Below are 12,081 nucleotides of genomic sequence, written 5' to 3' on the forward strand. Positions count from 1 at the left end.
CCTCCCCTCCTGGGGGAGGGCCGGGGTGGGGGCAAGCGGCTTTCGCGCATGCACAGCTTCTGCAAGCGCCGCGAGCCCCCATCCCAGCCTTCCCCCGGGAGGGGAAGGAGCAATGCAAGCCCCCGGAGCCCCGCCCGCGTTTGAGTTTTGACTTTCTCCCTCCCCTTCCGGGGGAGGGGCGGGGTGGGGGCAAGCGGCGTATCCATCGGGCGCTCTGGCTGCCCCATCCCAGCCTTCCCCCAAAGGGGGAAGGAGCAACACGGCGCATGCCGCGCCGTGTCGAACTTGCAGCGACTGATCCCGCTCTACGCGTCGTCCGCGTCGTTGCCCGTCAAGGACAGCACTTCTTCGACAAAGGCCTCGAACAGCGGCAATGCGGCAGGCAATCCGTCCAGCGACTCCGCCTCGCCAGCATCGAAGAAATGTGGCGTGTCGGAGGGAATGGAAACCCACTCGCCCCCTTCGACCAACAACCCAAGATACCCCTCCGCCGTCGGCAGATAGAACAGCCCCGCACTATCAAGCACGCGCTGTCCTTCCGCATCGCCGCGCCCCCAGCGCACGCCGTGGCGCGCCAGATGCTCGGTGATCCAGCCATCGCACACATGCGTGTCGCGCCAGCTTCCTTGCGCATCGAATACGGCCAGCACGGGCATTGGGGGCGTCCTTCGCTGAAGCGTGATGAATCGGTTACTGCAGGAAGCTCGGCTTCGCGTAGCCCTGGAACTTGCTGTCGACCACCGTCTTGAATTCCTTCGAGCGGTAGGCGTCGGCGATGTCCTTGGCCCAGGCGGCGTTCTTGTCGGCGCTCTTCACGGCAACCACATTCAGGTAGTAGTCGGGCGTCTTCTCGAGCACCACGGCCTCGGTGAGCTTCAGGCCCGACGAGATCGCGAAGTTGCCGTTGACGATGGCGTACTCGGTGTCACCCAGCGAACGCGGCAGCTGCGCGGCCTCGAGCGGAATGAACTTGAGCTTCTTCGGGTTCTCGGCCACGTCCTTCTCGGACGCGCGCAGCGGGTCGATGCCGGCCTTGATCGTGACCAGCTTGTTCTGCTCCAGCAGCACCAGCGCGCGCGCCAGGTTGCTCGGGTCGTTCGGCAGCGTCACGCGGTCGCCTTCCTTCACGTCGGCCAGCGTCTTGCGCTTGGTCGAGTACACGCCCATGGGCGCGATCGGGCCTTGCACCAGTTCGGCGAGGTCGAGCTTCTGGTCGGCCGAGAACTTCTGCAGGTAGACCCGGTGCTGGAAGAAGTTGGCGTCGAGCGAGCCCTGGGCCAGCGCGAGGTTGGGCTGCACGTAGTCGTTGAACTCGACCAGCTTGACCTTGTAGCCCTTCTTTTCAAGGATCGGAATGATGCCGGCCTTGAGCTGGTCGGCGTTGGAGCCGGCGGTGCCGCCGATCACGAGGTTCTTCTTGGCGTCTTGCGCCTGCGCCGACAGCGAAAGGCCGCCGAACGACAGCGCGACGAGGGAAACGGCGAGGACGGAACGGCGCAGCAATGCGGTTTTCATGGAGTGAGCAGAGAAAAAGAAAGGGAATAAGAAAGAGACATCAACGCTTGTCGAGCCGGCGCGCCGTGGTGTTGCCCACGAATTGCAGGATCTGCACCAGCACCACGAGCAGCGCCACGGTGAGCACCATCACGTCGGTCTGGAAGCGGTAGTAGCCGTAGCGGATCGCGAGGTCGCCGATGCCGCCGCCGCCCACCACACCGGCAATCGCCGAGTACGACAGGAAGCTCACGGCCAGCACGGTGAGCGCGAGCACCAGGCCCGAGCGCGCCTCGACCACCAGCACGCGCCAGACGATCTGCAGCTCCGAGGCGCCCATGGCGTGGGCCGCCTCGATCACGCCGCGCGGCACCTCTCGCAGGCACTGGTCGACCAGCCGCGCAAAGTACGGAATGGCCGCGAACGACAGCGGCACAGCCGCCGCCAGCGGTCCGATGGACGTGCCGGCGATCACCCGCGTGAACGGCACCAGCGCCACCAGCAGGATGATGAACGGGAAGGAACGCACCGTGTTCACGATCCAGTTGAGGACGAGGAACGCCGGCTTGTTTTCGAGCGACTGCCCCGGCCCCAGCAGGAACAGCAGGATGCCCAGCGGCCCGCCGATGAGCACCGCCGCCGACAGGCCGATGGCCAGCATCAAAAAGGTCTGGCCCGTGGCCGTCCACAGCTCGGGAAGGATGGGGGTGATGTTCTCAAACATAGGCCAGCTCCTGCGCGTTGCGCTGTGCGGTCGCCACACGCGGCGCCACGGGTTCGCGCGCTTCGCGTTCGCGGCGGCGCACCAGTTCGTCGATTTCGCGGCCCAGCGCGGTCTTGCGCTCTTCGCTCGGTGCATCGACGGCGAACTGCTCGATGAGGCGGCCCTTTTCGAGAATGGCCACGTTGCGGCACAGCACCTCGACCACCGAGAGTTCGTGCGTGACGATCACGATGGTCACGCCGATCTTCTGGTTGATGTCGCGCAGCGTCTCGAGCAGCGCGCGGGTGGTTTCAGTGTCGAGCGCCGAGGTGGGCTCGTCGCACAGCAGCACCTGCGGACGCGACGCCAGCGCACGCGCAATGGCCACGCGCTGCTTCTGGCCGCCCGACAGCTGGGCCGGGTAGGTGTCGATCTTTTCGGCCAGGCCGACGAGGTCGAGGCACTCGCGCACCCGCTCGTTGATCTCGGCCTTGGAGTGGCGGCCGTGGATCTTCAGCGGGAAGGCCACGTTGTCGAACACCGTGGCGTTCTGCAGCAGGTTGAACTGCTGGAAGATCATGCCGATGTTCTGGCGCGTGTCGCGCAGCTCGCGGCGCGAGAGCGTCGTGAGGTCGCGCCCACCGACGAACACCTGGCCCGCATCGGGCCGCTCCAGCAGGTTGATGAGGCGCAGCAGCGTCGACTTGCCGGCGCCGCTCTTGCCGATCAGGCCGAACACGTCGCCCTGCTGGATGTCGAGCGACAGCGATTGCACGGCATCGAACACCTCGCCGCTGGGCAAGGCAAAGGACTTCTGCACCGATTGAAGACGGATGACCGGCGCCGCGTTGCCGCGTGCCGCATCAGGCGAAGGGAAGGTCATGAAAGAAGGCGCGGGCCGCAAGGGCGCGATCGCGCAGGTTCGCAAAAAGGTGCCGAGTATGTAAAGAAAGAGACCGAAAGGGAACGAACAAATCGGCTCGTGCTTATATGAAAAATCAGATAAGAAAGACCACATAAGACGAGTGGATGCCATATCGATATGAGGATTGGTTCGTTCCCGATCCGCGGCGGCAATGCCACATTCGGCGCCTTCATTTCTTTCGATCTCGCGCCACCATGCATTCCACTTTCCGCCGCCGCAGCCTCGTGCTCGCCACCCTGGCCACCGCCCTCTTCACCGTTTTCGCGGGCAACGCCGCCTTCGCGCAGGGCAACAAGAACACCGTCAAGGTCGGCATTTCCGTCGGCAGCGCCGAGCAGGTGTTCGAGGTGGTCAAGAAGGTCGCCGCCAAGGACGGCCTGACCGTCCAGGTCGTGGTGTTCAACGACTACCAGCTGCCCAACGCGGCGCTGGCCGCCGGCGACCTCGACGCCAACGCCTTCCAGCACCAGCCCTTCCTGGACAACCAGATCAAGGCGCGCGGCTTCGACCTCGTGCCCGTGGGCCTGACCATCACCGCGCCGCTGGGCTTCTACTCGCGCAAGCTCAAGTCGATCGACCAGCTGGCCGACGGCGCCTCGGTCGGCATCCAGAACGACCCGTCGAACGGCAACCGCGCCCTGCTGCTGCTGCAACAGGCCAAGCTCATCACCCTCAAGCCCGAGGCCGTGAAGAACAACAACGCCACGCCGCTGGACATGGTGACCAACCCCAAGAAGCTCAAGCTGGTGTCGCTGGACGCCGCCCAGCTGCCGCGCTCGCTCGACGACCTGGCCATTTCGGCCATCAACAACGACTACGCCGAGAAGGCCGGCCTGTCGTTCGGCAAGGACGCCGTCATCAAGGAATCGGCCCAGAGCCCCTACGCCAACCTGATCGCCGTGCGCCGCGCCGACAAGGACAAGCCCTGGGCCAAGCGCCTCGTGGCGGCCTACCAGTCGCCGGAGGTGCGCAGCTTCATCGAGACGCAGTTCAAGGGGGCGTTGATTCCCGCGTTCTGAGTTTGTCTTCCTCCCTCCCCTCCCGGGGGAGGGCCGGGGTGGGGGCAAGCGGCGCTCGCAAGGGGCGCTCTGCCCGCCCCCATCCCAGCCTTCCCCCAGAGGGGGAAGGAGCAATACAGGGATGCTCCTGGGAAGGTTGGCGGACCGTGAGAAAATGACGGGTTCCCCCGAACACCAACCTCACACAGTCAGGACACCCCATGGACGCAGAACAGATCAACCAAATCGACGCAATGCTCGCGGACCTGAGCGTCCGTACGGTCGATTTACGGAGGTATCTTTGACTACGATGCCAAAGCTGAACGACTGAGGACAGTCAACGCATCGCTCGAAGATCCGAACGTCTGGAACGACCCGAAGAAGGCCCAGGAACTGGGCAAGGAAAAGAAGTCGCTCGACGACGTCGTCGTCACGCTCGACCGGCTCACCAACGGGCTGTCGGACAACACCGAGCTCTTCGAAATGTCGAAGGCCGACGGCGACATGGACGGCCTGCAGGCCATTGCCGATGACGCCGCCACGCTCGAAGCCGACATCAAGCAGCTCGAGTTCCGCCGGATGTTCAACAACCCGGCCGACCCGCTGAACGCCTTTGTCGACATCCAGGCCGGCGCTGGTGGCACCGAGGCCTGCGACTGGGCCAGCATGCTGCTGCGCCAGTACCTGAAGTACGCCGAGCGCAAGGGCTTCAAGACGCAGATCGAAGACGAAACGCCCGGCGACACCGCCGGCATCAAGGGCGCGACCATCAAGGTCGAGGGCGACTACGCCTTCGGCCTGCTGCGCACCGAGACCGGCGTGCACCGCCTGGTGCGCAAGTCGCCGTTCGACTCGTCGGGCGGGCGCCACACCAGCTTCGCCTCGATCTTCGTGTACCCCGAAATCGACGACTCGATCGAGATCGACATCAACCCTTCGGACGTGCGCACCGACACCTTCCGCGCCTCGGGCGCCGGCGGCCAGCACATCAACAAGACCGACTCGGCCGTGCGCCTGACGCACATCCCGACCGGCATCGTCGTGCAATGCCAGGACGGCCGCAGCCAGCACAGCAACCGCGACGTGGCGTGGAAGCGCCTGCGCTCGCGCCTGTACGACCACGAGATGCGCAAGCGCCAGGAAGAGCAGCAAAAGCTCGAGGACAGCAAGACCGACGTGGGCTGGGGCCACCAGATCCGCAGCTACGTGCTGGACAACAGCCGCATCAAGGACCTGCGCACCAACGTCGAAGTCTCGGCCACGCAGAAGGTGCTCGACGGCGACCTCGACGTGTTCATTGAAGCGTCGCTCAAGCAAGGCGTCTGATCGATGAGCCTGAACACCGGCAGGGTCGAAGCCCTGATCTTCGACATGGACGGCACCATGATCGACTCCATGCCCTGGCATGCGCGGTCGTGGGTGACGTTCGCGGAGCGCCACAGCGTGAAGCTCGACGTGAGCGAAATTCTTGCGCGCACCACGGGCCGCACCGGCACCGAGAGCATGCGCGAGCTGTTCGAGCGCGAGCTCTCCGATGCCGAGTGCCAGGCGATGGTGCACGAGAAGGAAGAGATCTACCGCGAGCTCTTTCACGACAACTTCACCGAAGTGGCGGGCTTCACCGCCTTCGCCAAGGCCGCGGTGGCACGCGGCCTGAAAGTGGCGGTGGGCACGGCCGGCGACAGGCACAACATCGCGTTCGCCATGTCGCGCCTGAAGATGGACCCGCTGCCGCTGGCCATCGTCGGCGGTGACGAAGGCTTTTCGGGCAAACCCACGCCCGCGATCTTCCTGGAAGCCGCGCGCCGCATCGGCGTGGCGCCCGAGCGCTGCATCGTCTTTGAAGACGCGCCCTTCGGCATCGAAGCGGCCCGCCGCGGCGGCATGCGTGCCGTGGCCGTGTGCAGCACCCATACGGCCGCCGAGCTGGCCGGCCCCCACGTGATCGCCGCCGTTCGCGACTACAACGAACTGGCCCATTCGAATTTTCTGGAGACCCTCGATGCTGCTTCAGCGTGACGCCCAAGGGCAACCCATTGCCATCCGACGCGAAGACTATGCCGCGCCGGCGTTCTGGATCGACACCGTCGACCTGACCTTCGACCTCGACCCCGCCAAGACCCGCGTGCTCAACCGCATGCAGCTGCGCCGCAACCCCGAGGTGCCGGCCCAGCCGCTGCGCCTGGACGGCGACGAGCTCAACCTGGCGCGCGTGCTCGTGAACGGCCAGGGCGCCTCGTTCCGCATGGAAGGCGACCAGCTCGTCCTGGACGGTTTGCCGTCCGCGGAAGAAGGGGCCTTCGAGCTCGAAATCTTCACCACCTGCTGCCCCATCAAGAACACCAAGCTGATGGGCCTGTTCGTGAGCGAAGACACCTTCTTCACGCAGTGCGAGGCCGAGGGCTTCCGCCGCATCACCTATTTTCTCGACCGTCCCGACGTGATGGCGATGTACACCGTCACGCTGCGCGCCAGCAAGGCCGCGTACCCGGTGCTGCTGTCGAACGGCAACCTCGTCGACCAGGGCGAGCTGCCCGAGGGCCGCCACTTCGCCAAGTGGGTCGACCCCTTCAAGAAACCCAGCTACCTGTTCGCCCTGGTGGCGGGCAAGCTCGTGGCGCGCGAGCAGCGCATCAAGGCGCGCAACGGCAAGGAGCATCTGCTGCAGGTGTACGTGCGCGCCGGCGACCTCGACAAGACCGAGCACGCCATGAACTCGCTCGTCAACTCCGTGCTGTGGGACGAAGCCCGCTTCGGCCTGCCGCTGGACCTCGACCGCTTCATGATCGTGGCCACCAGCGACTTCAACATGGGCGCCATGGAGAACAAGGGCCTGAACATCTTCAACACGAAGTACGTTCTGGCCAACCAGGCCACCGCCACCGACGCCGACTACAGCAACATCGAAAGCGTGGTCGGCCACGAGTACTTCCACAACTGGAGCGGCGACCGCGTGACCTGCCGCGACTGGTTCCAGCTGTCGCTGAAAGAAGGCCTCACCGTCTTCCGCGACCAGGAGTTCAGCCAGGACCTGTGCGCCGACGCCTCGGCCCGTGCCGTGAAGCGCATCGAGGACGTGCGCGTGCTGCGCACCGCACAGTTCCCCGAAGACGCCGGCCCCATGGCCCACCCGGTGCGGCCCGACAGCTACATCGAGATCAGCAACTTCTACACCGTCACCATTTATGAAAAGGGTGCCGAGGTCGTTCGCATGATGCAGACGCTGGTCGGCCGCCAAGGCTTCGAAAAGGGCATCACCCTGTACTTCGAGCGCCACGACGGTCAGGCCGTGACCTGCGACGACTTCGCCCAGGCCATTGCCGACGCCAACCCCGATTCGGAACTGGCCCGCCTGCTGCCCCAGTTCAAGCGCTGGTACAGCCAGGCCGGCACGCCCCGCCTGGCCGCGCACGGCGTGTACGACGCGCAGAACCGCAGCTACACCCTGAGCGTGGTGCAAAGCTGCCCGCCCACGCCGGGCCAGCAGACCAAAGAGCCCTTCGTCATTCCGATGAACATCGGCCTGCTCGACGCCGCCACCGGCCGCGAGCTGCCCATGCAGCTCGAGGGCGAGAGCGACGTCGCACGCGGCACCCGCACCATCGTGCTGTCGCGCGCCGGCGAGCAGATCACCTTCGTGGGCCTGGACGCCGAGCCCGTGCCGTCGATCTTGCGCGGCTTCAGCGCGCCGGTGATCCTTGACTTTGCGTACACCGACGCCCAGCTGCTCACCCTGCTGGCCAACGACCCCGACCCGTTCAACCGCTGGGAAGCCGGCCAGCGCCTGGGCCTGCGCGCCGCGCTGCAAGCCATTGCGGCCAACGCCACCGACACCACGCCGGTGCTGAACGACGCCTACCTCGACGCCATGCGCAGCGTGCTGCGCCACCCGCAACTCGACGCCGCCTTCAAGGAACTGGTGCTCACGCTGCCGTCGGAAACCTACATCGCCGAGCAGCTCGACGTGGTCGATCCGCAGCGCGTGCACCTTGTGCGCGAAGCCATGCGCGCCCAGCTCGCCACCGCCCTGTTTGCCGACTGGGAGCAGGTGTACGAAGCCAACCACGACACCGGCGCCTACACGCCCGACCCGACCTCGTCGGGCCGCCGCGCGCTGGCCGGCATGGCGCTCAACTTCCTGTGCCTGGCGGCGCGCGCCTCGGGCGACACCGTGTGGCCGGGCAAGACCCTGCAGCGCTTCAAAGACGCGGGCAACATGACCGACCGCTTCAACGCGCTCAACGCCCTCGTGTCGTCGGGCCACACCCTGGCGGCGCAGGCGCTCGCGCGCTTCCACGTCATGTTCAAGGACGAGGCACTGGTCATCGACAAGTGGTTCTCGCTGCAGGCCGGCGCCAGCGACCGCGGCGGCGACATCCTGCCGCTGGTGAAGCAGCTCATGAAGCACCCCGACTTCTCGCTGAAGAACCCCAACCGCGCGCGCAGCGTGATCTTCAGCTACTGCAGCGGCAACCCCGGCGCCTTCCACCGCGCCGACGCGGCCGGCTACGTGTTCTGGAGCGACCGCGTGATCGAGCTCGACGCCATCAACCCCCAGGTGGCCGCCCGCCTCGCGCGCGCGCTCGACCGCTGGAGCAAGCTGGCCGAGCCGTACCGCAGCGCCGCGCGCGAAGCGATTGCCCGCGTGGCTGCCAAGCCCGACCTGAGCAAGGACACCCACGAAGTCGTCACCCGCGCCCTTGCCGGTAATTGAGCTCTCCCCCAGGCTTCGCGCACTTCGTGTCGCTTCTCCAACCCCCTCACCGGGGGCAACACCAGCGGCCCGGCAAAGCCGGTTCCGCGGTGTTCCACGAACAGACCCTCTCATTTGGATAGGACAGATCCCATGGCTCAACAAAAAATCTCCTTCACCCGCTACCTCGTCGAGCAGCAACGCGCCGACGGCCTCATTCCCGGCCAGCTGCGCCTGTTGCTCGAAGTGGTCGCCCGCGCCTGCAAGAGCATCAGCCAGGCCGTCAACAAGGGCGCGCTGGGTGGCGTGCTCGGCACCGCCGAGAGCGAGAACGTGCAGGGCGAAATCCAGAAGAAGCTGGACATCATCGCCAACGAAGTGCTCATTGAAGCCAACGAATGGGGCGGCCACCTCGCGGCCATGGCCAGCGAAGAGATGGAAACCATCCACGTGGTGCCCAACCGCTACCCGCAAGGCGAATACCTCTTGATGTTCGACCCGCTCGACGGCAGCAGCAACATCGACGTCAACGTGAGCATCGGCACCATCTTCAGCGTGCTGAAGAAGCCCGACGACACCCCCGGCGTGCAGGAAGCCGACTTTCTGCAGCCCGGCACCCAGCAAGTGGCCGCCGGCTACTGCATCTACGGCCCGCAGACCACCCTGGTGCTCACCGTGGGCAACGGCGTGGCCATGTTCACGCTCGACCGCGAGCAAGGCAGCTTCGTGCTCACGCAGGAAGACATCCAGATTCCGGCCGACACCAAGGAATTTGCCATCAACATGAGCAACATGCGCCACTGGGACGAGCCCGTGAAGCGCTACATCGACGAATGCCTGGCCGGCAAGGAAGGCCCGCGCGGCAAGGACTTCAACATGCGCTGGATTGCCAGCATGGTGGCCGACGTGCACCGCATCCTGATGCGCGGCGGCGTCTTCATGTACCCGTGGGACAAGCGCGAGCCCGAAAAGGCCGGCAAGCTGCGCCTGATGTACGAGGCCAACCCCATGAGCTGGCTCGTCGAGCAGGCCGGCGGCGCCGCCACCAACGGCAAGCAGCGCATCCTCGACCTGAAGCCCACCAAACTGCACGAGCGCGTGAGCGTGATGTTGGGTTCGCGTCACGAAGTGGAGCGTTTGACGCAGTACCACGCCGAGAAGCCTTGATTTCTTGGCTATAATCTGAGGCTTCGCCGGTGTAGCTCAGTCGGTAGAGCAGCTCATTCGTAATGAGAAGGTCGGGTGTTCGATTCATCTCTCCGGCACCAAATAAAAAGCCCCTGATTCGCAAGGATCAGGGGCTTTTTTGCTTGGCGGAAATCACTTCAAAGAAGTGCGCCCCGCGCTCGCCAGAGCGGGAAGCGCAGCTTCCTTATATGAGTCTCAAAAAAATCCGCGAAAGAAATTACATTCGGCTGGCGCCGATAGACGGCTGCGTCCGAGATCTTTAGCGACTCTGGGACGACGAGGCAAATTCCAGCCTCTCCCATCTCTGAAATCACGCTGGCTGCGACATTTTCATCAACGGTGGCCAGATACAGATCGCAGTCTCTGATTGTTGATTGCTGCCGAAAATTGACCCACTAAACGCAGTAAGGGGGTGCGGCGGAAAACTTGGACTACCAGGAGGTAGTTCATGTATTCCTACGAAGATCGGATTCGAGCCGTTGAGCTCTACATCAAGCTCGGCAAACGCGTCAGACCCACTATCCGTCAGCTGGGTTACCCAACAAAAAATTCTCTGAAGGGCTGGTATAACGAATACCAGCAGAAGCTCGACTTGCCAGCGGGCTATGCGGGCCGGCGACCCAAGTTCTCGCAGGAGCAAAAAGCGGCAGCTATCGAGCACTACCTCACTCACGACCGCTGCATTGCTGCCACCATGAGGGCATTGGGCTATCCCGGCAGAGGGACACTAACCGCGTGGGTTCGCGAGGCCATTCCTGAGGCCAGAAGGGCTGTCGTTGGAAGTGTGGGGCGACGAAGGTATTCCGGGGAGCTGATGCATGCGGGAGTCATGGAGCTTTGCACGCGTGAGGAAAGTGCGCAGGCTGTAGCCGACAAGTTCGGCGTGTGCCGGCCAACGCTGTACAACTGGAAGAACCAACTTCTGGGACGTGAGGCACCCGCATCCATGAAAAGCACCAATCAATCTCCGCCGTCGCAAGAGCGCGACGACCTTGAGCGCCAGGTTGAGTCACTGCGCCGCGAAGTCAGGCAACTTCGCCTTGAGCAGGACCTCTTGAACAAGGCCAACGAACTGTTAAAAAAAGGCCTGGGCGTCGACCTGCAGCTCCTGTCCAACCGGGAGAAGACACTGCTGATTGACGCCCTCAGGGAGCACTATGGCCTGCCAGAGCTCCTTGCACAGTTGGACCTTGCGCGTAGTTCGTACTTCTACCATCGGGCCCGCGCAGCGGTGGGCGACAAGTACCTGAAGGTGCGGCAATCCATCACCGACATCTTTGAGTCGAACCACCGCTGCTATGGCTACCGCAGACTGCAAGCATCGCTCACCAGACAGGACGTCGCGATCTCCGAGAAGGTCGTGCAGCGGTTGATGAAGCAGGAAAGCCTGGTTGTTCCAAAGCCCAGGAAGCGCAGGTATGCGTCATACCTTGGCGAGATCAGTCCAGCGCCTGAGAACCTCATCAACCGCGACTTCCAGGCCGCGGTCCCCAACGAGAAATGGCTCACGGACATCACGGAGTTCCAGATCCCGGCTGGCAAGGTGTACCTCTCGCCCATCATCGACTGCTTCGATGGAATGGTCGTCAGCTGGACCATTGGGACCAGTCCGGACGCTGAGTTGGTCAACACGATGCTGGATGCGGCCATCGAGACAGTGGCCGAAACTACTGACCGGCCTGTGGTTCACTCCGATCGGGGCGGCCACTACCGCTGGCCAGGTTGGCTATCAAGAATGAGCGACGCGAACTTCACTCGCTCGATGTCTCGCAAGGCATGCTCACCTGATAACGCAGCTTGCGAAGGCTTCTTCGGTCGGCTGAAGAACGAGCTGTTCTATCCTCGAGACTGGAAGAACGCCACCATCGAGCAATTCATCGAGGCGGTCGACTCGTACATCCGCTGGTACAACGAGAAGCGGATCAAGATCTCTCTTGGCTCTCTCAGCCCTATCGAATACCGGGTGAGCCTTGGACTTGCGGCATAAAACCAGTCCAAGTTTTTATCCGCACCCCCCTAGGGTCAGAGATCGGCGGAATCCAACATCGGCTCTACTTGCGGCATTGCGCGACTCCCTCAA

10 protein-coding genes and 1 tRNA gene are annotated in these 12,081 nt (G+C 64.1%); 7 read left to right on the top strand and 4 right to left on the bottom strand.

What is annotated here, in order from left to right; all coding sequences use genetic code 11:
* Positions 1 to 305: 305 nt before the first annotated feature.
* Genes RZE79_RS23065 through RZE79_RS23080 form a run of 4 tightly spaced genes read right to left on the bottom strand, consistent with a single transcriptional unit; the run spans position 306 to position 3,080 of the window.
* The gene (locus RZE79_RS23065; protein WP_319357006.1) at positions 306 to 656 is read right to left on the bottom strand and encodes a hypothetical protein; all 351 of its coding nucleotides are present in this window, start codon (positions 654 to 656) and stop codon (positions 306 to 308) included.
* A 34-nt stretch (positions 657 to 690) separates the two neighbouring features.
* Positions 691 to 1,515, bottom strand: a complete 825-nt coding sequence (locus RZE79_RS23070; protein ID WP_319357007.1) for a MetQ/NlpA family ABC transporter substrate-binding protein — start codon at positions 1,513 to 1,515, stop codon at positions 691 to 693.
* Positions 1,516 to 1,555: 40 nt separating this feature from the next.
* On the bottom strand, positions 1,556 to 2,218 hold the full coding sequence (locus tag RZE79_RS23075) for a methionine ABC transporter permease (protein WP_119556563.1): 663 nt from the start codon (positions 2,216 to 2,218) through the stop codon (positions 1,556 to 1,558).
* A complete protein-coding gene (locus tag RZE79_RS23080) occupies positions 2,211 to 3,080 on the bottom strand; it encodes a methionine ABC transporter ATP-binding protein (RefSeq protein WP_153282591.1) in 870 nt (289 codons plus the stop codon). Before RZE79_RS23080 ends, RZE79_RS23075 begins: the two co-directional genes overlap by 8 nt.
* A 236-nt stretch (positions 3,081 to 3,316) precedes the next feature.
* Here RZE79_RS23080 and RZE79_RS23085 point away from each other — a divergent pair, with 236 nt between their 5' ends.
* The 7 genes from RZE79_RS23085 to RZE79_RS23115 all read left to right on the top strand — a co-directional run bounded on the left by RZE79_RS23085 (position 3,317) and on the right by RZE79_RS23115 (position 11,988).
* The gene (locus RZE79_RS23085) at positions 3,317 to 4,141 is read left to right on the top strand and encodes a MetQ/NlpA family ABC transporter substrate-binding protein (protein ID WP_319357008.1); all 825 of its coding nucleotides are present in this window, start codon (positions 3,317 to 3,319) and stop codon (positions 4,139 to 4,141) included.
* Positions 4,142 to 4,341: 200 nt separating this feature from the next.
* Positions 4,342 to 5,446, top strand: a protein-coding gene (prfB, locus tag RZE79_RS23090) for a peptide chain release factor 2 (RefSeq protein WP_099791691.1) whose coding sequence is annotated in 2 segments (ribosomal slippage) — positions 4,342 to 4,422 and positions 4,424 to 5,446 — 1,104 coding nt in all. Because the reading frame shifts where the segments join, the coding sequence is not laid out codon by codon here.
* Positions 5,447 to 5,449: 3 nt separating this feature from the next.
* On the top strand, positions 5,450 to 6,139 hold the full coding sequence (locus tag RZE79_RS23095; RefSeq protein ID WP_319357009.1) for an HAD family phosphatase: 690 nt from the start codon (positions 5,450 to 5,452) through the stop codon (positions 6,137 to 6,139).
* A complete protein-coding gene (pepN, locus tag RZE79_RS23100) occupies positions 6,123 to 8,834 on the top strand; it encodes an aminopeptidase N (protein WP_319357010.1) in 2,712 nt (903 codons plus the stop codon). Before RZE79_RS23095 ends, pepN begins: the two co-directional genes overlap by 17 nt.
* 132 nt (positions 8,835 to 8,966) lie before the next feature.
* Entirely contained in the window at positions 8,967 to 9,980 is a 1,014-nt protein-coding gene (locus tag RZE79_RS23105; RefSeq protein ID WP_056571748.1) for a class 1 fructose-bisphosphatase, read from the top strand.
* Positions 9,981 to 10,005: 25 nt separating this feature from the next.
* A tRNA-Thr gene (locus RZE79_RS23110) sits at positions 10,006 to 10,081 on the top strand.
* Between the two features lie 368 nt (positions 10,082 to 10,449).
* Positions 10,450 to 11,988 carry an IS3 family transposase gene (locus RZE79_RS23115; protein ID WP_319355680.1) on the top strand — a complete coding sequence of 513 codons (1,539 nt, stop codon included), beginning with the start codon at positions 10,450 to 10,452 and terminating at the stop codon, positions 11,986 to 11,988.
* The last annotated feature ends 93 nt before the right edge of the window (positions 11,989 to 12,081 follow it).

The organism is Variovorax sp. EBFNA2 (assembly GCF_033802765.1).
In the GTDB taxonomy this organism is placed as follows: domain Bacteria; phylum Pseudomonadota; class Gammaproteobacteria; order Burkholderiales; family Burkholderiaceae_C; genus Variovorax; species Variovorax paradoxus_H.

Coding starts and splice junctions, on each gene's coding strand:
- RZE79_RS23105 (WP_056571748.1), top strand. CDS start 8,967: ATGGCTCAACAAAAAATCTCCTTCACCCGCTACCTCGTCGAGCAGCAA.
- RZE79_RS23070 (WP_319357007.1), bottom strand. CDS start 1,515: ATGAAAACCGCATTGCTGCGCCGTTCCGTCCTCGCCGTTTCCCTCGTC.
- pepN (WP_319357010.1), top strand. CDS start 6,123: ATGCTGCTTCAGCGTGACGCCCAAGGGCAACCCATTGCCATCCGACGC.
- RZE79_RS23095 (WP_319357009.1), top strand. CDS start 5,450: ATGAGCCTGAACACCGGCAGGGTCGAAGCCCTGATCTTCGACATGGAC.
- RZE79_RS23080 (WP_153282591.1), bottom strand. CDS start 3,080: ATGACCTTCCCTTCGCCTGATGCGGCACGCGGCAACGCGGCGCCGGTC.
- RZE79_RS23115 (WP_319355680.1), top strand. CDS start 10,450: ATGTATTCCTACGAAGATCGGATTCGAGCCGTTGAGCTCTACATCAAG.
- RZE79_RS23065 (WP_319357006.1), bottom strand. CDS start 656: ATGCCCGTGCTGGCCGTATTCGATGCGCAAGGAAGCTGGCGCGACACG.
- RZE79_RS23075 (WP_119556563.1), bottom strand. CDS start 2,218: ATGTTTGAGAACATCACCCCCATCCTTCCCGAGCTGTGGACGGCCACG.
- RZE79_RS23085 (WP_319357008.1), top strand. CDS start 3,317: ATGCATTCCACTTTCCGCCGCCGCAGCCTCGTGCTCGCCACCCTGGCC.